Source organism: Pseudomonas sp. LB3P81 (genome assembly GCF_054897965.1).
The window spans coordinates 3299029-3319666 of record NZ_JBUBVG010000001.1; the positions used below are offsets into that span (position 1 = coordinate 3299029).

At 58.7% G+C, this 20638-nt stretch carries 19 protein-coding genes and 2 pseudogenes; 8 read left to right on the forward strand and 13 right to left on the reverse strand.

Translation table 11 applies throughout. The features are described 5' to 3' along the window. Window positions 1-79 precede the first annotated feature (79 nt). From ACYZTL_RS15170 to ACYZTL_RS15195, 6 genes and pseudogenes are all read right to left on the reverse strand, one after another. Window positions 80-175 (reverse strand): annotated as a pseudogene (locus ACYZTL_RS15170) (MetQ/NlpA family ABC transporter substrate-binding protein); the annotation flags it as partial. A 23-nt stretch (window positions 176-198) separates the two neighbouring features. Further along, on the reverse strand, window positions 199-684 hold the full coding sequence (locus ACYZTL_RS15175) for a hypothetical protein (protein WP_461954392.1): 486 nt from the start codon (window positions 682-684) through the stop codon (window positions 199-201). Further along, a complete protein-coding gene (locus ACYZTL_RS15180) occupies window positions 591-1262 on the reverse strand; it encodes an RHS repeat-associated core domain-containing protein (protein ID WP_461952474.1) in 672 nt (223 codons plus the stop codon). Before ACYZTL_RS15180 ends, ACYZTL_RS15175 begins: the two co-directional genes overlap by 94 nt. A 242-nt stretch (window positions 1263-1504) precedes the next feature. Then, window positions 1505-2275, reverse strand: a complete 771-nt coding sequence (locus tag ACYZTL_RS15185) for a MetQ/NlpA family ABC transporter substrate-binding protein (protein WP_461952475.1) — start codon at window positions 2273-2275, stop codon at window positions 1505-1507. A 77-nt stretch (window positions 2276-2352) separates the two neighbouring features. Next, window positions 2353-3027 (reverse strand): methionine ABC transporter permease, encoded by a 675-nt coding sequence (locus ACYZTL_RS15190; protein WP_008027679.1) that lies wholly within the window; start codon window positions 3025-3027, stop codon window positions 2353-2355. Next, complete coding sequence (locus ACYZTL_RS15195; protein WP_461952476.1) at window positions 3027-4034, reverse strand: methionine ABC transporter ATP-binding protein; 1008 nt, start codon at window positions 4032-4034, stop codon at window positions 3027-3029. The genes ACYZTL_RS15190 and ACYZTL_RS15195 overlap by 1 nt, the downstream gene beginning before the upstream one ends. A gap of 235 nt (window positions 4035-4269) precedes the next feature. On the opposite strand from ACYZTL_RS15195, the pseudogene katE reads away from it, so the two are divergent. Beyond that, a pseudogene (gene katE, locus ACYZTL_RS15200) lies at window positions 4270-6435 on the forward strand (catalase HPII); the annotation flags it as partial. 134 nt (window positions 6436-6569) lie between these two features. Here katE and ACYZTL_RS15205 read toward each other — a convergent pair. From ACYZTL_RS15205 to zur, 4 genes are read right to left on the reverse strand one after another with little or no spacing between them, the layout of a single operon-like run. Continuing rightward, window positions 6570-7286 carry a PA5502 family lipoprotein gene (locus ACYZTL_RS15205; protein ID WP_461952477.1) on the reverse strand — a complete coding sequence of 239 codons (717 nt, stop codon included), beginning with the start codon at window positions 7284-7286 and terminating at the stop codon, window positions 6570-6572. Between the two features lie 37 nt (window positions 7287-7323). Then, window positions 7324-8112 (reverse strand): zinc ABC transporter permease subunit ZnuB, encoded by a 789-nt coding sequence (znuB, locus tag ACYZTL_RS15210; protein ID WP_461952478.1) that lies wholly within the window; start codon window positions 8110-8112, stop codon window positions 7324-7326. Beyond that, complete coding sequence (gene znuC, locus ACYZTL_RS15215) at window positions 8105-8890, reverse strand: zinc ABC transporter ATP-binding protein ZnuC (RefSeq protein WP_461952479.1); 786 nt, start codon at window positions 8888-8890, stop codon at window positions 8105-8107. The genes znuB and znuC overlap by 8 nt, the downstream gene beginning before the upstream one ends. Then, window positions 8890-9372 carry a zinc uptake transcriptional repressor Zur gene (zur, locus tag ACYZTL_RS15220; protein WP_461952480.1) on the reverse strand — a complete coding sequence of 161 codons (483 nt, stop codon included), beginning with the start codon at window positions 9370-9372 and terminating at the stop codon, window positions 8890-8892. Before zur ends, znuC begins: the two co-directional genes overlap by 1 nt. Before the next feature lie 66 nt (window positions 9373-9438). Here zur and znuA point away from each other — a divergent pair, with 66 nt between their 5' ends. Then, on the forward strand, window positions 9439-10359 hold the full coding sequence (gene znuA / locus ACYZTL_RS15225) for a zinc ABC transporter substrate-binding protein ZnuA (protein WP_461952481.1): 921 nt from the start codon (window positions 9439-9441) through the stop codon (window positions 10357-10359). 108 nt (window positions 10360-10467) lie between these two features. On the opposite strand, the gene ACYZTL_RS15230 is transcribed toward znuA, so the two are convergent. Next, complete coding sequence (locus ACYZTL_RS15230) at window positions 10468-11418, reverse strand: homoserine kinase (protein ID WP_461952482.1); 951 nt, start codon at window positions 11416-11418, stop codon at window positions 10468-10470. Window positions 11419-11476: 58 nt separating this feature from the next. Further along, complete coding sequence (locus ACYZTL_RS15235; protein ID WP_034149452.1) at window positions 11477-11767, reverse strand: DUF2782 domain-containing protein; 291 nt, start codon at window positions 11765-11767, stop codon at window positions 11477-11479. A gap of 74 nt (window positions 11768-11841) precedes the next feature. On the opposite strand from ACYZTL_RS15235, the gene polA reads away from it, so the two are divergent. Continuing rightward, entirely contained in the window at window positions 11842-14613 is a 2772-nt protein-coding gene (gene polA, locus ACYZTL_RS15240; protein ID WP_461952483.1) for a DNA polymerase I, read from the forward strand. Between the two features lie 362 nt (window positions 14614-14975). Here the strand turns inward: polA and yihA are convergent, their stop codons facing one another. Beyond that, on the reverse strand, window positions 14976-15617 hold the full coding sequence (yihA, locus tag ACYZTL_RS15245; protein WP_017341758.1) for a ribosome biogenesis GTP-binding protein YihA/YsxC: 642 nt from the start codon (window positions 15615-15617) through the stop codon (window positions 14976-14978). A gap of 191 nt (window positions 15618-15808) precedes the next feature. Here yihA and ACYZTL_RS15250 point away from each other — a divergent pair, with 191 nt between their 5' ends. From ACYZTL_RS15250 to ACYZTL_RS15270, 5 genes are all read left to right on the forward strand, one after another. Next, entirely contained in the window at window positions 15809-16099 is a 291-nt protein-coding gene (locus ACYZTL_RS15250; RefSeq protein ID WP_461952484.1) for a c-type cytochrome, read from the forward strand. Between the two features lie 46 nt (window positions 16100-16145). Continuing rightward, the gene (locus ACYZTL_RS15255) at window positions 16146-16757 is read left to right on the forward strand and encodes a c-type cytochrome (protein ID WP_461952485.1); all 612 of its coding nucleotides are present in this window, start codon (window positions 16146-16148) and stop codon (window positions 16755-16757) included. Between the two features lie 198 nt (window positions 16758-16955). After that, window positions 16956-17597: a thiol:disulfide interchange protein DsbA/DsbL gene (locus tag ACYZTL_RS15260; protein ID WP_150630684.1), complete on the forward strand. Its 642-nt coding sequence runs from the start codon at window positions 16956-16958 to the stop codon at window positions 17595-17597. 14 nt (window positions 17598-17611) lie between these two features. Continuing rightward, the gene (locus ACYZTL_RS15265) at window positions 17612-18490 is read left to right on the forward strand and encodes an endonuclease/exonuclease/phosphatase family protein (RefSeq protein WP_461952486.1); all 879 of its coding nucleotides are present in this window, start codon (window positions 17612-17614) and stop codon (window positions 18488-18490) included. Then, on the forward strand, window positions 18487-20550 hold the full coding sequence (locus tag ACYZTL_RS15270) for a diguanylate cyclase (RefSeq protein ID WP_461952487.1): 2064 nt from the start codon (window positions 18487-18489) through the stop codon (window positions 20548-20550). Before ACYZTL_RS15265 ends, ACYZTL_RS15270 begins: the two co-directional genes overlap by 4 nt. Window positions 20551-20638 lie beyond the last annotated feature (88 nt).

The following is a 20638-nucleotide window of genomic DNA, read 5'->3' on the forward strand; positions in this document are numbered from 1 at the left end:
GACACAAAACCAATGTGGGAGCGGGCATAAAAAAATGGGGCGCATTTGAATGCGCCCCATTTTTCGTTACAGCTTCAGATCAGAACGCCTGCACTACCTCGCCTTTGTACTTCTCGATGATGAATTCCTTCACTTCCGGGCTGTGCAGGGCAGCAACCGGTTTCTTCGTTGCGTCGATGTGATCTTCTGGACAACAAACTAACTAACATGGCGGATTGATAAAACATTAGCGCCAAGCTTTTCCAGATGTTTTTTTACGGGAGCAAGAGAATCATATTCCGGTTTAAAATGCCCCGAACTATTCGTGATAGTAAAATCTCTCACTCCAGCTCGAGTGATTTCGCCAGCACTAATCACTCTGGGACTGCCTACTGCCGCGCTTAAAGAAAGGTGCCCAGAACTTCCCACGAAAAGCTCTTCGTGTTGAGTATAAACAAAACTAATTTCATTGCCACCTAATGTCTTACGCTTATATCTACTAAGCTTACTTGGGTAAGGAACTGAGTCCAAGCGCTTGGCATCAGATATTTTCGCTATCGGCACTTTAAGGGTGTAACCTTTACTACTGGCTTCTTTATATTGATTGATGATTACGCCAGGGGATACATCTTTATCAAGTTGAAGATCGTATAACTTATATTTTCGTGAAACTGTTGGTGTTGGAGGAGGAGAAAAAGAAAACACTGGTTTTTTTTAGTAATTACGAGTGATTTAAAACTTTTCCATAAAGAAATATGCCCACTTTCATCACATCTATTAACCGGATCACCCAAACAATACGCATATGCATTAAGTCCGCCCTTACCAAACGGACAAAAATTATCCGGACTGTTAAATCGCATCAGCACCGGATTAAACGCTCGATAACCGTTACCCAATAAATAATGTACCGTGATCGGGTCCGCCCGCTCTCCATTGAAGCCAAACACACTTAACAAACTGCTTTTTATAGAACGATGTCCGTAAGGCGAATAGGCAATAGAACTGGCCCCATGGGCTTTGACTGCCTGCAATACCGAGCGCATTTGATCTGTCGCCAACAGCGAAGCCTCAACTGAATCACCCTGTCGATTTTGTTGAGCGAGAAGTTGATCATCTTGTTGAAAAAATGAACGCGTCACCAAGCCTTGAATTTCCGTCACCAAGCGACTTTTACAGTAAAAGCGCTGAAGTTCGGCATCGCTTCTAGGGGTCGTACTGACCAGTCGGTCCAGCGGATCGTAGTGATAACGGCATATTACGTCCTGAGCATTGGCAAGCATGAGCTGTACTCCGAAGGTTTTTTGGTTCCGGTGACCAAGCGTCGGTGAACGGCGCAAGAACGTCTACTAGCAGAACTGATAGTCTGGAGGTGCACAAAGAACTTGTAGGAGCACAGCTTGCTGGCGATGGCGTCAGCAAGATGATCGCCATCGCCGGCAAGCCGTGCTCCTACAGGGTCGGTGTTTCAGGCATAAAAAATGGGGCGCATTCAATGCGCCCCATTTTTCGTTACAGCTTCAAATCAGAACGCCGGCACCACCGCGCCTTTGTACTTCTTAAGAATGAAGGCTTTCACTTCCGGGCTGTGCAGCGCGGCAACCAGTTTCTTCATGTCTTCGCTGTCCTTGTCGTCCGGGCGGGCAACGAGGATGTTCACGTAAGGCGAGTCGCTGCCTTCGATGACCAGAGCATCCTTGGCCGGATCAAGCTTGGCTTCCAGCGCGTAGTTGGTGTTGATCAGCGCCAGGTCGACCTGGGTCAGCACGCGCGGGATGGTCGCGGCTTCCAGTTCGCGGATTTTCAGGTCCTTGGTGTTCTCGGTGATGTCCTTGACGGTCGACAGGATGTTGTTCGAATCCTTCAACTTGATCAGGCCAGCCTTCGCCAGCAGCAACAGCGCGCGGCCGCCGTTGGTAGCGTCGTTCGGGATCACCACGGTGGCGCCGCCTGGCAGTTCGGTCAGCGCTTTGTATTTGCTGGAGTAAGCCCCCAGCGGTTCCAGGTGCACACCGGCGACGGAAACCAGGCTGGTGCCCTTGGCCTTGTTGAACTCATCGAGGTATGGCTGGTGCTGGAAGAAGTTGGCGTCCAGGCGTTTTTCGGCCACTTGCACGTTCGGCTGGATGTAGTCGGTGAAGACTTTGACTTTCAGGTCCACGCCTTCTTTGGCCAAGGCCGGTTTCACGAATTCGAGGATTTCTGCGTGCGGGACCGGGGTCGCCGCGACAGTCAGGGTGTCGGCGTGGGCGGACAAGGCTGCAACGGCAGCGAACGCGACGAGTAATTTTTTCATTCAGCTAACTCCTTGTGCGGCGCCTGTTGACGGCGCCTGCCAGCGAATGGCCGGCTCATGCATTAAATGACAAAAGCTTATTTACGCGAGAAGTGTACGACCAGCTTATCGCCAACGGTTTGCAACACTTGAACCAGTACCAGCAGCAATACCACCGTGACGACCATTACATCGGTCTGGAAACGCTGGTAACCGAAACGGATCGCCAAATCGCCCAGACCACCCGCGCCCACCACACCGGCCATCGCCGTGTAGGACACCAGTGTAATCGCTGTCACCGTAATCGCCGCGAAGATGCCCGGGCGGGCTTCCGGCAGCAAGGCATTGGTGATGATCTGACGCGTCGTCGCGCCCATGGCCTGGGTCGCTTCGATGATGCCGCGATCCACTTCACGCAAGGCGGTTTCAACCAGTCGCGCGAAGAACGGCGTAGCGCCCACCACCAGCGGTGGAATTGCACCGGCGACACCCAGCGAAGTGCCGGTGATCAACACGGTGAACGGAATCATCACGATCAGCAAAATGATGAAGGGCAGCGAACGCAGAATGTTCACCACCAGCGACAACATGGCGTAAACGCCCTTGGCTTCGAGCAACTGACGCGGGCTGCAGAGGAACAACAGCACGCCCAGCGGCAGGCCCAGCAGCACGGTGAACAACAGCGAACCGCCGAGCATCAGCAGGGTGTCGCCAGTGGCCAGCCAGATTTCGAACCAGTCGATATTGGCGAAGAACGTAGTCAGAGCTTCCATCAACGCAGCACCTCCATGTGGACATCAGCCGCGGTGAAGCGGGCAAACGCCGCCTCCATGTCGCCGCCGGTGACCGCCAGGGTCAATTGCCCGTAGGGGATGTCTTTGATGCGATCGATACGACCGGCCAGGATGCTGTAGTCCACGCCCGTTTCCCGAGCGACGGTTCCCAGCAAAGGCGCGTAGGTCGCTTCGCCCTGGAAGGTCAGACGCACGATACGGCCCGGCACGTGAGCGAAATCGTCGCGCTGTTCGCTCTCGTCGATCTGCTCGTCTTCCTGCACAAAGCGCTTGGTGGTCGGGTGCTTGGGATGCAGGAACACCTCGGCCACCGAACCTTGCTCGACGATCACGCCAGCGTCCATCACGGCAACCTGATCGCAGACGCGACGGATCACATCCATCTCGTGGGTGATCAGGACAATGGTCAGCTTCAGCTCGCGGTTGATCTCGGCCAGCAATTGCAGGACCGACGCCGTGGTCTGCGGGTCCAGAGCACTGGTGGCTTCATCGCACAGCAGGATTTTCGGCTTGGTCGCCAGGGCGCGGGCAATACCCACACGCTGCTTTTGGCCACCGGACAACTGCGCCGGGTACTTCCTGGCGTGGTCGGACAAGCCAACCCGCGCCAGCAACTCGGCCACACGCTGATCGATCTCGCTGCGGGACAGTTCGCCAGCGAGGGTCAGCGGCAACGCGACGTTGTCGGCAACGGTCTTGGACGCCAGCAGGTTGAAGTGCTGGAAAATCATCCCGACCTGCTGACGGAAACGTCGCAGGCTGTTGGCGTCGAGCGCCGTGACTTCTTCACCGTCGACGATGATCTTGCCGCCACTGGAGTTCTCCAGGCGATTGATCAGACGCAGCAGGGTACTTTTTCCCGCACCGGAATGACCGATCAGGCCGAAAACCTGACCGTTCTCAATCGTCAGACTGGTCGGGTGCAGGGCGGGGATATCCTTACCGGCGACGCGGTAGGTTTTGTGGACGTTTTGAAACTCGATCACGTAGCGAACCTTGTGGGGCGCGTTAGAAAAGGATCAGCGGTTAGCCGGGCGCGCATTTTAGCCTGTCCGTATAGAGGTTATTAGCATTTATTCCGCATTCAACCTTCCATTTGGCAATAACGCGATCAAAGGTCATAAAAAAGGAACGGCTGAAATCCCCGCCAGTCACTAAGTAAGCAACTCGAAAACCGCCAGGTGCCGTGCCTGGAACCTTGCTCACAAGTCCGGTCAGGACGAGAACGCAACGAGGAGTTTACGACTGATGAGTACCAAGAAGCCTGCCTCCCCCAAAAGCGCACTGGCCGGGACCGACACCCTGGACCGCGGCAACACCAATGCCAAGCTCGACAGCCTGGAAAAATTCCGCTCCGACGCCACCGAGCAAGCCCTGCGCACTAATCAGGGCGTGAAGGTTTCGGATAATCAGAACACGTTGAAAGTCGGCGCCCGCGGGCCGTCGTTGCTGGAAGACTTCATCATGCGTGAAAAGATCACGCACTTTGACCATGAGCGCATCCCGGAGCGCATCGTCCATGCCCGGGGCACTGGCGCTCATGGTTTTTTCCAGACCTATGAAAACCATTCCGTATTGACCAAGGCCGGTTTCTTACAGGACCCGGGTAAGAAAACCCCGGTCTTCGTACGATTTTCCACGGTGCAAGGCCCGCGTGGGTCGGGCGATACCGTGCGCGACGTACGAGGTTTCGCCGTGAAGTTCTTCACCGACGAAGGCAACTTCGACCTGGTGGGCAACAACATGCCGGTGTTTTTCATACAGGATGCGATCAAGTTTCCTGACTTCGTGCACGCGGTAAAACCCGAGCCACATAACGAGATCCCTACGGGCGGCTCGGCGCACGACACCTTTTGGGACTTTGTCTCGCTGGTGCCGGAATCGGCGCACATGGTGATGTGGGCGATGTCCGACCGGGCGATCCCGAAAAGCCTGCGCAGCATGCAGGGCTTCGGCGTGCATACCTTCCGGCTGATCAACGCCGAGGGCAAATCACGCTTCGTCAAATTCCACTGGCGCCCTGCTGCCGGGACTTGCTCGCTGGTCTGGGATGAGGCCCAGAAACTCGCCGGTAAAGACACCGACTACCACCGTCGCGATCTCTGGGAATCCATCGAGATGGGCGATTACCCAGAATGGGAGCTGGGCGTACAGGTGGTCGAAGAAGAAAACGAACATTCCTTCGATTTCGACATTCTCGACCCGACCAAAATCATTCCCGAGGAAATCGTGCCCATCACGCCACTGGGCAAGATGGTGCTCAACCGCAACCCGGACAACTTCTTCGCCGAAACCGAGCAGGTCGCTTTCTGCCCTGGGCATATCGTGCCGGGGATCGATTTTTCCAACGATCCGTTGCTGCAAGGTCGGTTGTTTTCCTACACCGATACGCAAATTAGCCGACTCGGCGGGCCGAATTTTCATGAGATCCCGATCAACCGTCCGGTTGCACCGTTCCATAACGGCCAGCGGGATGCGTTGCACCGCACCATCATCGACAAGGGTCGCGCCTCCTACGAGCCGAACTCCATCGACGGTGGCTGGCCGAAAGAAACGCCGCCATCGGCGCAGGATGGCGGCTTCGAGAGTTACCCGGAACGTATCGACGCCAACAAGATCCGTCAGCGCAGCGAGTCGTTCAGCGATCACTTTTCTCAAGCGCGGCTGTTCTTTCACAGCATGAGCAAACACGAGCAGGAACACATCATCGCGGCCTATAGCTTTGAGCTGGGCAAGGTTGAGCGGGCGTTCATCCGTGCGCGCGAAGTGAATGAGATCCTCGCCAACATCGACCTGGAACTGGCCAAACGTGTGGCACAGAACCTTGGCTTGCCAGTACCGAAAGCAGGGACGGTCGACGTGCCGAAAATCTCCCTCGACCGCTCCCCGGCCCTGAGTCAGGCCAATTTGTTGCCGGGTGATATCAAAACCCGAAAAGTCGCGATTCTGGCGGCCAACGGTGTCGATGGCGCTGCAATCGATGCGATGAAGAAAGCGCTGAAGGCAGAAGGCGCGCACGCCAAACTGCTTGGCCCGACGTCCGCCCCGGTGACAACGGCCGATGGCAAATCGCTGCCGGTGGATGCGTCGATGGAAGGGTTGCCGTCCATTGCGTTCGACGCGGTGTTCGTGCCCGGTGGTGCGGCGTCAATCAAGGCGTTGAGCGGTGATGGCGTGGCGCTGCATTACGTGCTGGAAGCGTACAAACACTTGAAAGCGATCGCGCTGCAAGGCGAGGCGAAGCAATTGCTGGATATGTTGAAGCTGGAAGTTGATGCGGGGTTGATCGTGGGTGCGGATGGCAAGTTGATCAAACCGTTCTTTGCGGCGATCGGGCAGCATCGGGTTTGGGATCGGGAGCCGAAGGCCAAGGCGGTGCCGGCTTAAAGTGCTGTATTGCTAGATAGGACGCCTTCGTCGGATCGCCGCCCGGACCAAGCCCGCTCCCACAGGATTTGTGTCGTTCGCTAGCTATGTGAACGACACTGGACCCTGTGGGAGCGGGCTTGCTCGCGAAGCTTTTAGGGTTTACGCGGGCTCAAGACTATCTGCGCTGGAACGTTACGCAGAATCTGCTTCTGCAGGTGCAGATCAAACCCCGAATCCAGCTTCTTCACCCGATTGGTCAGCAACGTAGCCAACCAAGGGTAATCCTGGGTGCGCGGCGCCTGAATGCTCACGTCACATTGATAATTCACCACATCAGCGGCGATCGCATCCAATTGGCGACGAAGCTTCGTCATATCGGTGAGGTTCAGCGCAATCGTGGTGCTTTCGGCGCTAGGATCAATCACTTTCGCCTGCGGTTTAGCCTCAGCAGCCAACAGCGCGGCTTCTGCCTTATCCAACTCAGCCTTGCGTGCATTAACGATGGCGTTGTTGACCCCGCCCGTCAGCGCCGGAGCCTTGGGCATCAACGACCGCGCACGGCTCAGAGCGGTGGCGGCGGCATTCACATCGCCTTTTTGCAGCACGATCTGGCTGCGTTGCAGATAGGCTTCGGCGAGTTGCCGTTGGTACTGCACAAGGGATGGGTCGTTTGGCGACTCGGCCTGCAAGGCAGTCAGTTGATCTTCGGCAGTGGCCAGCTCACTGCTGGCGAGGCTTTGCTCGAGCTGTGCGATGGCCGTGGCCCGCGCATCAGTGGCCTCGGTGGCCGCCGGTGGCGTGCTTTGACATGCGCCCAGTAGCAGCGAAAATGCGACAAGGAGCAGATAACGGGAGGCTAACAGCTTCATTCCTGCGACTCTCTATTTGCGCAAAAAACGAGCAAGTCTACACCCCTCGACGGGGCAGGACAAAACTCAGCAGAAACAGCGCGGCGGCCGTCACCACAATCGACGGGCCCGCCGGGGTGTCCTTGAACCAGGACAAAGCCAAACCGCCACACACCGCGAGCATACCCAGCAGGCTCGCGCCCAGTGCCATCTGTTCCGGTGACCGGGCGTGACGTTGTGCCGCAGCCGCGGGGATGATCAGCAGCGACGTAATCAGCAACACACCGACAATTTTCATTGCCACAGCGATCACTACGGCGATCAGCAACATCAGGGTCAGGCGCAGCGCCGGCACCGGCAAACCTTCCACTCTGGCCAGCTCTTCATGCACCGTGATCGCCAGCAATGGCCGCCACAACGTCACCAGCAAGGTCATGACAGCCGCGCTGCCACCGAGAATCCAGGCCAGATCGGTCGGACTGATCGCCAGCAAGTCGCCAAACAGATAGGCCATCAGGTCGATCCGCACTTCGTGCATGAAGCTTAGTACGACAAGGCCCAAAGAGAGCGTGCTCGGCGCGAGAATTCCCAAAAGCGTGTCGGATGCCAGCGGCTGACGCTGTTGCAAGGTCACCAGCAACACCGCCAATAACAAACAGCCTACGGTGACGGCCACTGTCGGGCTGACATCCAGCAGGAAGCCCAAGGCCACGCCGAGCAAGGCGGCGTGGGACAGGGTGTCGCCGAAATACGCCATGCGCCGCCAGACCACGAAAGATCCCAACGGACCTGCGACCAGCGCCAGGGCCAGGCCTGCAAGCAGGGCGTAGAGCAGAAAATCAGCCATGCTTGCAGCTATCTCCATGAACGTGAGGTTGGGCCGACGGGGCCGTGGTGACCACCGAGCCATGCAGATCATGGGCGTGGTCGTGATGGTGGTGATAAATCGCCAGGCTTTGTGCGTTCTTTCCGAACAACTCGACGAAAGCCGGATCGCCGCTGACCTGCTCGGGATGGCCGGAACAGCAGACGTGGCGGTTGAGGCAGACCACTTGATCGGTGGTGCTCATGACCAGATGCAAATCATGGGAAACCATCAACACGCCGCAGCCGTGACGGTCACGCAGACGGGTGATCAGGCTGTACAACTCGGCCTGACCCGCCACATCGACGCCTTGCACCGGTTCATCAAGCACCAGCAATTCAGGCTCGCGCAACAGCGCCCGGGCCAGCAGCACCCGCTGCATTTCACCGCCGGAAACACTTTGCACCGGGCTGTCGATCACCTGTTCGGCGCCGACTTCCTTGAGGGCCGCCAACGCCCGAGCGCGGTCCACGCCCGGCACCAGCCGCAAGAAGCGCAGCACCGACAGCGGGAGCGTCGGATCGACGTGAAGTTTTTGCGGCATGTAACCGACCCGCAGTTTCGGCTTGCGCCACACGCTGCCGCTGTCCGGCTTCAACAAGCCGAGCACCGCCCGCACGAGGGTGGTTTTGCCGGCACCGTTGGGACCGATCAGGGTGACGATCTGCCCCGGCTCGACGCTCAGTTCGATGTTATCCAGCACGTTTTGCCCGGCAAAGGTGACGGCAACCTGCTCGAGGCGGATCAGCGCGTTGCTCATCAAGCCCCCTGGCAACCCGAACAGACACCGACCACTTCGACGGTCTGGCTTTCGACGACGAACCCGACGTCCCTGGCGCTGGCAATAATCGCGTCGCTGATGGATTTCTGTTCAAGTTCGATGGCGGCATGGCATTCGCGGCAGATCAGGAACTGGCCCTGGTGGGCGTGTTCCGGGTAATTGCAGCCGACGAAGGCGTTCAGCGAGGAAATGCGGTGCACCAGACCGTTTTCCAGCAGGAAATCCAGCGCGCGGTATACGGTCGGCGGCGCAGCGCGGCGGCCATCCTGCTCACTGAGTACCGCAAGAATGTCGTAGGCACCCAGCGGTTTATGGCTTTGCCACACCAGCTCCAGCACCCGCCGGCGCAAGGCGGTCAGGCGCAGGCCTTGACGTGCGCACAGGGCATCGGCCTCAGACAGTGCGCTATGAACGCAATGAGAGTGGTCGTGGGGACGGCTGGCAATCGGTGTTTTTGGCATGGGCGGCGACGAGTTTTGTGAGAGACGTTATTATGTTACCCGTTCTCGCCTCTTCGAGTGGTCATCGTGTCCCGACTTTTTTCTATCTTTGTCGCATTTATCGCCAGTTTTCTGTTGATCGGTTCTGCTCATGCCGAAGTCAAAGTCCTCACCAGCATCAAGCCGCTACAGCTGATTGCCGCTGCGGTGCAGGACGGCGTGGCGATTCCGGAAGTGCTGCTGCCGCCGGGGGCTTCGCCGCATAACTATGCCCTGCGCCCTTCCGACGTACGGAAGGTGCAATCGGTGGATCTGGTTTACTGGATCGGGCCGGACATGGAAGGTTTCCTGCCTCGCGTGTTGAAGGGTCGTACGCTACCGAGCGTTGCCGTGCAGGATCTGCCGGGACTGAAGTTACGTCGTTTCGCCGAAGACAGTCACTCCCACGCCGAAGAAGCCGATGAGCATGATCACGATCACAGTCCGGGCAGCCTGGATGTGCATTTGTGGTTGTCTCCGGTTAACGCCCGGGTGATCGCGACGAAAATGGCCGCTGATTTGAGCACTGCCGATCCGGCCAATGCGGCGCGCTATCAGAGCAATCTCAAGGCCTTTGATGACCGTCTCGACGCGCTGGACCTGCGCTTGAAGGCACGTCTGGCGGGTATCGCGGGCAAACCGTACTTTGTGTTCCATGAAGCATTCGACTATTTCGAGGACGCTTACGGTCTGAAGCACACTGGCGTATTCAGCGTCGCCGCCGAAGTCCAGCCGGGTGCCCAGCATGTGTCGGCAATGCGTACGCGGTTGCAGGAAGTTGGCAAGACCTGTGTGTTCAGCGAACCGCCGTTGCGTCCGCGCCTGGCGGAAACGTTGGTGGCAGGTTTGCCCGTTAAGCTGGCGGAGCTGGATGCGCTGGGCGGATACACGCCGGCGACTGCTCAGGGGTATGAGCAGGTGCTGGAGAAATTGGGGAATGATTTGGCGGGGTGTCTGGAGTCGTTGTAAATACTGCGATAACCCTGTGGCGAGGGAGCTTGCTCCCGCTGGGCAGCGAAGCGGCCCCAAGATGGGCCTGCTGCGCAGGCCAGCGGGAGCAAGCTCCCTCGCCACAATTTAAAGGGCGAAAGGTAGCGGCGTACTGACCTTCTGCCGCTGCGCCAACCGCAACTGAAACTCCATCGGATCGTGAATCAACACGTCCTGCCCGGCAAAAGACTCAGCAGCAATCAACCGCGACAGCCAAAACCGCACGCACGCCACGCGCAGCATGGTCGGCCACAACTCCGCCTCGGCCGCCGTGAATGGTCGCAACGCCGCATAAGCCCCCAGCAACGCCCGCGCTCGCGGCCCATCGATCAACCCGTCGTCATCCGAACACCAATCGTTCAAGGCAATCGCCACGTCGTAGAGCATTGGCCCCGAGCAAGCATTGTAAAAGTCGATCAGGCCGGTCAGGTGCGTGCCTTCGAACATCGCGTTATCACGGAACAGGTCCGCGTGGATGTTGGCCCGTGGCAACGCCAGAATTTTCTCTTTCTGCTGAGTGATTTCATCCAGCGCCCGTTGCAGCAGTTCTTTCTGCTCGGCATTCAGGTGCGACAACAGCTGCGTGCCCTCTTCCAGCATCCAGTCCAGGCCGCGATCGGTTTTGCGCTTGATCATGTTGGCCTGGGTCGCCAGGTGCAGATGGCCGAGCAACTCGCCCACCTGGGCGCAATGCTGCGCGTTGGCGATCTTGATGTGCTTGCCGGCCAGGCGCGGTTGCAGCAGCGCAGGCTTGCCGGCCAGTTCGCGTAAGGCGACGCCATCGGTCGTGCGCAAGGCGTAGGGCACCGGCAGGTCGGCTTCATGCAGCACGTCCAGCAGTTCGATGAAGAACGGCATCTCCTGAACCGGACCGCGCTCGACCAGGGTCAGGACAAATTCGCCCTGCTCCAGGCTGATAAAGAAATTGGTGTTTTCGCTACCGGCGGCAATCCCCTGGAAATCAAGCAGGCGGCCGAGCCCGTATGGGGCGAGAAAGGTTTCCAGCTCGGGCCGAGCCAGCGGGGTGAATACAGACATGTTTTAACTGCCAGTACGGGCGCCGCTGCTTGAGCCAGCGCCGATTGAAATTAAGAAACTACTTCCATTCAAAAATCTTCCACGACGGAATTAGCATATCCGGCTGATCCGAGCGGATGAAGTTCGCATCTGTACCGTCCGCACGCACCAGAAAATACGGCGGTGCCCCCTTCGGCGTGACCTTGATCGCATACAGGAAACCGTTTTGGCGGTATTCCTGAATGACTTTGTCCCCTTCCGTGCGGATCGTGACTTCAGGCTCCGGAGTCGGCGCATCGTCCGCCGCCATGACGGCCAGTGGAACGGTTGCAAACAAGCCAGCCAGCAACAGGCGATTTAGTGTGCGCATGATAACCTTGTCCCTTTGTCGTCAACGGTCCCGCTATTCTAGCGCCGGACCCGCCGAAAAGGTTGATCCTGCACATGAGCCAAGCCCCCCTCGTCCTGGTGGACGGTTCTTCTTACCTGTATCGCGCCTTTCACGCCCTGCCGCCGCTGACCACCTCCAAAGGTCTGCCGACCGGAGCGGTCAAAGGCGTGCTGAACATGCTCAAGAGTCTGCGCAAGCAGTACCCGGACAGTCCGTTCGCCGTCGTGTTCGACGCCAAGGGTGGGACGTTTCGCGATGACATGTACGCCGAATACAAAGCCAACCGTCCGAGCATGCCCGACGACATGCGCGTGCAGATCGAGCCGCTGCATCAGAGCGTAATCGCTCTGGGCTTCCCGCTCCTGTGCGTCGAAGGCGTCGAGGCCGATGACGTGATCGGCACCCTGGCCCGCAGCAGCGCGGCGGCCGACCGCCCGGTCATCATCTCCACCGGCGACAAGGACATGGCGCAGCTGGTCGACGGCCACATTACCTTGGTCAACACCATGACCGGTAGCAGCATGGACGTGGAGGGCGTGAAGGAGAAATTCGGCGTCGCTCCCGAGCAGATCATCGATTATCTGGCGTTGATGGGCGATTCTTCCGACAACATCCCGGGCGTTCCGGGCATCGGTCCAAAGACCGCGTCCGGCCTGCTGGTCGGCGTAAACGGCGGCCTGACCGAGCTCTATGCGCAGCTCGACATCGTTCCGACCCTGCCGATTCGCGGCGCGAAAACCCTGCCGGCCAAACTCGAAGAGCACAAGGAGATGGCATTCCTCTCCTATCAGCTGGCGACGATCAAGATCGACGTGCCGCTGGACATCGGCCTCGACGACCTGCAAATGGGCAAGCCGGATCACGACAAACTGGCCGAGCTCTACACGCTGCTGGAATTCAAGAGCTGGTTCGAAGAGAACCAGCGCGACGCCAAGCGTTCCGGCCAGGAAGTCAGCCCGCCGGCGGTTGAAGAAGCCGCCGTCGAGACCGAACTCAAGTACACCACGATCCTCACCCAGGCCGATTTCGACCTGTGGCTGAAAAAACTCAACGACGCCAAGTTGATTGCGTTCGATACCGAGACGACCGGCATCGATGCGCAGCAGGCGCAACTGGTCGGCCTGTCGTTCGCTGTGCAGGCCAACGAAGCGGCCTACATTCCGCTGACCCATTCCTACATGGGCGTGCCGGATCAACTGGATCGCGACACTGTGCTGCGCGCACTCAAGCCGATCCTTGAAGACCCGAACAAACTCAAGGTCGGCCAGCACGCCAAGTTCGACATGAACATCCTGGCCAATTGCGCCATCGGCGGCGATCAGAGCTGCGGCATCACCGTGCAAGGCATTGCCTTCGACACCATGCTTGAATCCTACGTGCTGGATTCCACCGCGACCCGCCACGACATGGACAGCCTGGCGCTGAAGTACCTGAATCACACCACCACAGGTTTTCAGGACATTGCCGGCAAAGGCGCTAAACAGCTGACCTTTGATCAGATTTCCCTGGAGCTGGCCGGGCCTTACGCCGCCGAAGACGCTGACGTGACGCTACGCCTGCATCAGACCTTGCAGGAAAAGCTCAACGCCATTCCGAGCCTGAGCAAAGTCCTGAGCGACATCGAAATGCCGCTGGTGCCGGTGCTCGCACGGATCGAGCGTCAGGGCGCGTTGGTCGACGCTAACCTGCTGGGCATCCAGAGCGTTGAGCTGGGCGAGAAAATGGTCGCGCTGGAGCGTGAGGCATTTGCCATCGCTGGCGAGGAATTCAACCTCGGCTCGCCGAAGCAATTGGGCGTGATCCTGTACGAAAAACTCGGCCTGCCGATCCTCAGCAAAACCGCCAAGGGCCAGGCTTCAACGGCCGAAGCGGTGCTGGCGGAACTGGCCGAGCAGGATTACCCGCTGCCCAAAGTGCTGATGCAGTACCGCTCGATGAGCAAACTGAAAAGTACCTACACCGATCGTCTGCCGGAGCAGATCAACCCGCGCACCGGGCGGATTCACACCTCTTATCATCAGGCTGTCGCGGCGACCGGACGTTTGTCGTCCAGCGATCCAAACCTGCAGAACATTCCGATCCGCACCGCCGAAGGTCGTCGGATTCGTCAGGCGTTCGTTGCGCCAAAAGGCTACAAGCTGCTGGCCGCGGATTATTCGCAAATCGAGCTGCGCATCATGGCTCACCTGGCCAAGGACGAAGGTTTGTTGCACGCTTTCCGCAATGATCTGGATGTGCACAAAGCCACGGCGGCGGAAGTCTTTGGGGTTGAACTGGCCGAAGTCAGCACCGATCAGCGTCGCAGTGCCAAGGCGATCAACTTCGGATTGATCTACGGCATGAGCGCGTTTGGCCTGGCCAAGCAGATCGGCGTCGATCGCAAACAGTCCCAGGCGTACATCGACCGCTATTTCGCACGCTATCCAGGTGTCCTGGAATACATGGAGCGCACTCGCGCCCAGGCTGCCGAGCAAGGTTTCGTCGAGACCATCTTCGGTCGTCGCCTGTACCTGCCGGAAATCAACGCAAAAAACCCGGCCCTGCGCAAAGGTGCCGAACGCACGGCGATCAACGCCCCGATGCAAGGCACCGCGGCGGACATCATCAAGAAAGCCATGGTGGCTGTGGATAACTGGCTGACCTCATCGGGTCTCGACGCCAAGGTCATCCTGCAGGTGCACGATGAATTGGTGCTTGAGGTGCGTGAAGATCTGGTCGATCAGGTTCGTGAAGAGATTCGCGCGCACATGGCCAACGCCGCGAAGCTGGATGTACCGCTTCTGGTCGAGGTTGGCGTGGGAAATAACTGGGATGAGGCTCACTGATCCACTGTAGGAGCGAGCTTGCTCGCGATGGACTCGAACACGCTGCGTTCATTCAGGGGACACGCGTCATCGTTGACGACCATCGCGAGCAAGCTCGCTCCTACAATGTTCCGCGGCAAAAGGGGCGAAGGGCGCTTATTTCCGTTAGCGATCCGGCTTATTTCGAATGGTTTTTGAAACGCCGGAACTAAACCTGTGAACTGCCACTCAGAGTAACTGAATGGCTGGTGAAGCCCTTCGATGCTCCTATGTTGTGTTAAGTGTTGGCAGATATCTGGACCCCGCCCTAGCGGTCCGGAACTTGAACCCCGGAACTTCCCCCTCCCCATAAGAAGTCCGGGGTTTTTTTTGCCCGCGATTTGTTACTCCGCGAGTTCCGAGCCTTTGTCAGCCAGTTCCATCCAGCCCGCCAATACAGTGTAGGCGTCTTCCAGGCCCATGCGTTTTGGCGCCGAGAACAGCTGAATGCTGATCGCATCACCCCAGCCCTTGCGAATGTCCGACTGAACCTTGAGCAAGACGTTTTTTGCCGCGCCGTAGGTCAGCTTGTCCGCTTTGGTCAGCAGAATGTGCATCGGCATGCCGCTGGCGACGGCCCAGTCGAGCATCAACAGGTCGAAGTCGGTCATGGGATGACGGATGTCCATCATCAGAATCAGACCTTTCAAACTCTCGCGACCACCCAGATAGGCTTCCAGGTGACGCTGCCAGTGCAGCTTCAACGGGATCGGCACTTTCGCATAACCGTAGCCCGGAAGGTCGACCAGACGACGATCATCGTCTAGCTTGAAGAAGTTCAAGAGTTGCGTGCGACCCGGGGTTTTCGAGGTCCGCGCCAGGCTGGCATGCGTCAGGGTGTTCAACGCGCTGGATTTACCGGCGTTGGAACGCCCGGCGAAGGCCACTTCAAAGCCTTCGTCGTCGGGACATTGGTCGACTTTGGCAGCGCTGAGCATAAAGGTGGACTGTTGGCACAGGCCGAGGATGGGGTTCTTGAGTTGCATGGGATTTCCGATGTGGGCGGCGCCGGGAATGGACGCGGCAAGCGGTGTCGTTTCCGTTTCAGTAGCGCCAGTATATAATGCCGCAGATTTTGTGTGCGCTTTGTCCCAGCGTAGGATGAAGTTCACGAGAGCGATTGACCTTGATTGCGCATTAGAACGCAGAACGCTCTCAACCCTGAAAAGGTCGTTTTATGACGAAATGGCTGCTAGCTGCCGGTGTCTTGATGCCGCTTTACAGCGCTCAGGCTACACAGGATCCGGAAGCTGTGTACAACCGTGTTTGTGGTGCCTGTCATTCCGGCCAACTACCCATGGCGCCCAAAAAGGGCGATCAGGCAGCTTGGACGCCGAGGTTGGCGAAAGGTATGGAGACGCTGGTGCAACACGTGACCCAGGGTTTCAAGGCGATGCCGCCGCGTGGTTTGTGCATGGACTGCAGTGCCGAGGATTACCAAGCCATCATCCAGTGGATGAGCGAGTGATCCCGGTCCATAACTCTTTAACCCTTAGCCGTAGTTGGATTAGCTGATGAACAAATTGATCGTGAGTCTGCTGTTGACCGTGGGGATCTCCGGCATAGCCCATGCTGCAGGTGATGCAACTGCTGGTCAGGCGAAAGCCGCAGTATGTGGTGCCTGTCATGGCCCGGATGGCAACAGCATGGCGCCTAACTTTCCGAAACTGGCAGGTCAGGGCGAGCGTTATCTGAACAAGCAGTTGCACGACATCAAGTCCGGCAAACGCACGGTACTCGAAATGACCGGCCTGCTGACCAACCTGAGCGATCAGGACCTGGCCGATATTGCCGCCTACTTCGCCAGCCAGAAAGGCAGCGTTGGCGCCGCCGACCCTAAAGTCGTGGCTCGCGGTGAAGCACTCTTCCGTGGTGGTGACCTTGCCAAGGGCCTGCCAGCCTGCACCGGCTGCCACTCGCCAAACGGCGCAGGCAACGCGGCCGCTGGCTTCCCGCACCTGGGTGGCCAGCACGCTCAATACGTCGCCAAGCAACTGGCCGACTTCCGCAAGGAAGAAGGCGGCCGCACCAACGACGGCGACACCAAAACCATGCAGACCATTGCCAAACGCCTGAGCGACGAAGATATCGCAGCGGTGTCCAGCTACATTCAGGGCCTGCACTAAGACGTCGAATGGGGCGCCGCGCGGGATGTACATCTCCTGCAACGTTAACGCTCTATTAATCCGTCGCAGCAAGTATAAAAAGGGTGGCTCAGGCCGCCCTTTTTTGTGCCTGCTGCCGTTACACTACAGAACTCAAGCCCGCCATGACCTGCCTGAAAACAGGTCGCGCGAGGCGACCAAATTGTCCAGGAGTAAAGCATGCGTAATCTGATCATCAGCGCCGCACTCGTCGCTGCCAGCCTGTTCGGCATGACTGCCCAAGCCGCCGAAGCACCCGCCGCCCCTTATGTCGAACTGAGCAATCCGGTTCCGGTTGCGGTGCCTGGCAAGATCGAAGTGGTGGAGCTGTTCTGGTACGGCTGCCCGCATTGCTATGCGTTCGAACCGGTGATCAATCCTTGGGTCGAGAAACTGCCGTCCGACGTGAACTTCGTTCGTATTCCTGCGATGTTCGGCGGCCCATGGGACGCACACGGTCAAATGTTCCTGACCCTGGAAGCCATGGGCGTCGAGAGCAAGGTTCACGCTGCGGTGTTCAACGCGATTCAGAAAGAACACAAAAAGCTGGTCGATAAAAACGAAATGGCCGACTTCCTGGCGACTCAAGGCGTAGACAAGGACAAGTTCCTGGCGACCTTCGACTCCTTCGCCATCAAGGGCCAGATCAACAAGGCTCGCGAACTGGCCAAGAAATATGAAATCTCCGGCGTTCCAACCATGATCGTCAACGGCAAGTATCGCTTCGACGTGGGTTCTGCCGGCGGCGCCGAGCAAGCCCTGCAACTGGCCGACAAACTGGTCGACAAAGAGCGGGCGGCTAACAAGGCTGCTGCCAACTAAGCGCGGGGCCTGCCATGCGCCGCTGGGGTACTGAACGCATCGTTGGCCTGCATGATCCGCGGGTCAACGAGCATCACCTGGAATCGACGGGGTTGCCTGCAGACAGCCGTCTGCGCTTGCTCAGCTTCAATATCCAGGTGGGCATCAGTACTGAGCGGTATCGGCACTACCTGACCCGGGGCTGGCAACATTTGTTGCCGCACACCGGGCGCGCCGACAATCTGCAAAAGATCGGCAATCTGCTGGGCGACTTCGATCTGGTCGCCCTGCAGGAAGCCGATGGCGGCAGCCTGAGATCCGGCTACGTCAATCAAGTCGAACACCTGGCGCAACTCGGCGCCTTCCCCTACTGGTATCAACAACTCAATCGCAATCTCGGTCGCCTCGGCCAGCACAGCAATGGCGTGCTCAGCCGCCTGCGCCCGTGGGCGATTGAAGATCATCCGCTGCCAGGGCCCAAGGGTCGCGGGGCGATCCTGGTGCGTTTCGGTGAAGGTCCGGAAGCGCTGGTGGTGGTCATGATGCACCTGGCGCTGGGCGCCCGCGCCCGGAGCATGCAACTGGCTTACATCCGCGAGCTGATCGGCGGTTATAAACATCAGGTGCTCATGGGCGACATGAACACCCACGCCAGTGACCTGCTGCAAAATTCTCCGTTGCGCGACCTCGGCCTGCTGGCGCCGCAACTGGAAGCAACCTTCCCGAGCTGGCGCCCGCAGCGCTGCCTGGACCACATTCTGCTGAGCCCGACCCTGACGCTTGAAAAGGTCGAAGTGCTGGCACAGCCCATTTCCGATCACCTGCCGGTCGCGGTAGAGATTCGTCTGCCGGGTTCGCTCACGGCCGACGCATTGCCCGCGTTGAGTCCTGCCCTTCGCGGAACCCATGAATGAGCGACGAAACACAGCGCTGGAAAGAGAAATACCTCAAAAGTATCGAACAACAGGAAAAGCTCGAACGCCGCTGGGACGCGCGGCTCGACCTGCTGCGGCGCGGACTGGTGCGCAGTACGCTGGCGGCCGAGGGCACCGACCGCGCGGTTGACCAGTGCATGAAGGAAATGCGCGAAGTCATCCGCACCAACGAGATGGACGCCGGTCTGGCCGCACTGCTTCCACGACTGGAAAAAGCGGTACTCGACTCTGAACAGCGCCGCGAAACCCGGGTCAATCAGACCAGCGCCGCACTGTCCGCGCTGGTCGCGCAACTGCAAACGTTGCCGCTGCCCCGGGAAGTGAGCCGGCCACTCAAGAACTTCGCCAAAACCCTCGACGGTCGCGTCAGCCAGGCGCGTGAGATCCCGTTGCTGCTCAGCGAACTGAGCAGTCTGCAAGGCAAAGCCTTGAGTCAACTGGAGAACCCGGCGGAACCCGATCGTCCAGGCTTGCTGCAACGCCTGTTTGGCAATCGCGAAACGGAAGATGCGATACATCAGGTGGCTCCCCCGGAAGCGCAAGTGCATACCCCGCTGCCTGTCGAAGAGGTTACTGCGACACCTCCCGAACTGCCGCGAGTGACCGTCGATCCCGCGCCAATTGCCGACGAGCCACGCGTAACGCCGCCAGCCGATCACCCTGCCCAGCCCGAACCACAGGTGATCGAAGCGCCCACAGTGACGCCGACGCCCGAAGTCGTGGCGTTTGTTCCGCCAGTCCATAAACCCCAGCAAGCACCCGCTCCGGAAACACCGGTCCAGTCGGAGATTCAACCACCAGAGCAGCCGGCACCAGCCGCCACGTCAACGGTTGCCGAGACTCAACTGGCGAGCAATCCAGACGAGTTGACCCCGACGGTATTCCTCGACCGTCTGCCCCTGCCCTCGGCCATGGCCCAGGCATTGGCCGCCGTAGATCCGGAACACTCTGAACACGATGTTCACTACGCCCTGCCGGACTCGCCGGAGCCATCCTACAGCTCGGTCGCCAAGCACATCGAAGACACGTTGCTGGGCCTGTTGGACGACCTGTCACTGCCCGAGCGCCATCGGCCACAAGCCGAAGCGATGCGCGATCGCCTGCAAAACGGTTTGAACTGGTACGAACTGCTGCCGATCCTCGACGATTTAGCCACCTTGATGCTGGCGATCAACGACAGTGGCCAGCATGAATTCGAAGCCTATCTGCAGCAACTCAACGAGCGCCTCGAGTCATTCCAGAGCAACCTGCAAGCCGCCAGCGATGGCCATGCGGACAACAGCTCTGCCGCGCGCGAAATGGACACGCAGATCCGCGAGCAGGTCGACGGCCTGCAGAGCAGCATGCAGGAGGCGGCGGACCTCGACGATCTCAAGCTCGTCCTGGAGAACCACCTCGAAGGCCTGCTCGGCACCATGGATCAGCACCAGAAGCAGCGCGACGAGCGCGAGCAGGAAGTGGCCGCCCGCCTTAAAGGCCTGGCCGAACGCGTGGCGCACATGGAGCAGGAAGCTCAAGGCTACCGCGAGCATCTTGAAGAGCAGCGCCAGAAAGCCCTGATCGACCCGCTGACCGGACTGCCCAACCGGGCGGCCTGGAGTGAACGGCTCGATCACGAAATCAGCCTGTGGCAGCAACACGGCAACACCCTGTTGCTGGCCATGCTCGACCTCGATCATTTCAAACGCATCAATGACAACTATGGTCACCTGGCGGGGGACAAGGTGCTGAAAATCATCGCCAGCGTATTGCGAAAACGCCTGCGCGGGACCGATTTCATCGCCCGGTTTGGCGGTGAAGAATTCGTCCTGCTGATGCCGGGCACAGTGCCAGCGGCGGGGGCAAAACTGCTGGAACACCTGCGCGCGGCCATCGAAGCCTGCCCATTCCACTTCAAGGGGGAGCCGGTGACCATCACCGTTTCGATGGGGATGACTGCATTCAAGCCCGGAGAACACAGCGATATGGTGCTGAAAAGAGCCGATCAGGCGTTGTACCGCGCCAAACATGCAGGCCGTAATCGGGTGGAATTCGGCTGAGAGCCAATTGTTCCATTTTGTTTAAATGGTCCCGTTAGCCGTCGTCGCGCAAGGCATTACGTTACACTGTTGCATTACTGTCTTGCGC

What these genes read in the sequence shown, in the direction of transcription:
- ACYZTL_RS15270 (WP_461952487.1), top strand. Translation starts at nt 18,487, where the DNA reads ATGAGCGACGAAACACAGCGCTGGAAAGAGAAATACCTCAAAAGTATC.
- znuC (WP_461952479.1), bottom strand. Translation starts at nt 8,890, where the DNA reads ATGAGCAACGCGCTGATCCGCCTCGAGCAGGTTGCCGTCACCTTTGCC.
- ACYZTL_RS15180 (WP_461952474.1), bottom strand. Translation starts at nt 1,262, where the DNA reads ATGCTTGCCAATGCTCAGGACGTAATATGCCGTTATCACTACGATCCG.
- ACYZTL_RS15230 (WP_461952482.1), bottom strand. Translation starts at nt 11,418, where the DNA reads ATGTCTGTATTCACCCCGCTGGCTCGGCCCGAGCTGGAAACCTTTCTC.
- ACYZTL_RS15185 (WP_461952475.1), bottom strand. Translation starts at nt 2,275, where the DNA reads ATGAAAAAATTACTCGTCGCGTTCGCTGCCGTTGCAGCCTTGTCCGCC.
- znuB (WP_461952478.1), bottom strand. Translation starts at nt 8,112, where the DNA reads ATGGCTGATTTTCTGCTCTACGCCCTGCTTGCAGGCCTGGCCCTGGCG.
- ACYZTL_RS15265 (WP_461952486.1), top strand. Translation starts at nt 17,612, where the DNA reads ATGCGCCGCTGGGGTACTGAACGCATCGTTGGCCTGCATGATCCGCGG.
- ACYZTL_RS15190 (WP_008027679.1), bottom strand. Translation starts at nt 3,027, where the DNA reads ATGGAAGCTCTGACTACGTTCTTCGCCAATATCGACTGGTTCGAAATC.
- ACYZTL_RS15205 (WP_461952477.1), bottom strand. Translation starts at nt 7,286, where the DNA reads ATGAAGCTGTTAGCCTCCCGTTATCTGCTCCTTGTCGCATTTTCGCTG.
- polA (WP_461952483.1), top strand. Translation starts at nt 11,842, where the DNA reads ATGAGCCAAGCCCCCCTCGTCCTGGTGGACGGTTCTTCTTACCTGTAT.
- ACYZTL_RS15250 (WP_461952484.1), top strand. Translation starts at nt 15,809, where the DNA reads ATGACGAAATGGCTGCTAGCTGCCGGTGTCTTGATGCCGCTTTACAGC.
- zur (WP_461952480.1), bottom strand. Translation starts at nt 9,372, where the DNA reads ATGCCAAAAACACCGATTGCCAGCCGTCCCCACGACCACTCTCATTGC.
- ACYZTL_RS15235 (WP_034149452.1), bottom strand. Translation starts at nt 11,767, where the DNA reads ATGCGCACACTAAATCGCCTGTTGCTGGCTGGCTTGTTTGCAACCGTT.
- ACYZTL_RS15255 (WP_461952485.1), top strand. Translation starts at nt 16,146, where the DNA reads ATGAACAAATTGATCGTGAGTCTGCTGTTGACCGTGGGGATCTCCGGC.
- yihA (WP_017341758.1), bottom strand. Translation starts at nt 15,617, where the DNA reads ATGCAACTCAAGAACCCCATCCTCGGCCTGTGCCAACAGTCCACCTTT.
- ACYZTL_RS15260 (WP_150630684.1), top strand. Translation starts at nt 16,956, where the DNA reads ATGCGTAATCTGATCATCAGCGCCGCACTCGTCGCTGCCAGCCTGTTC.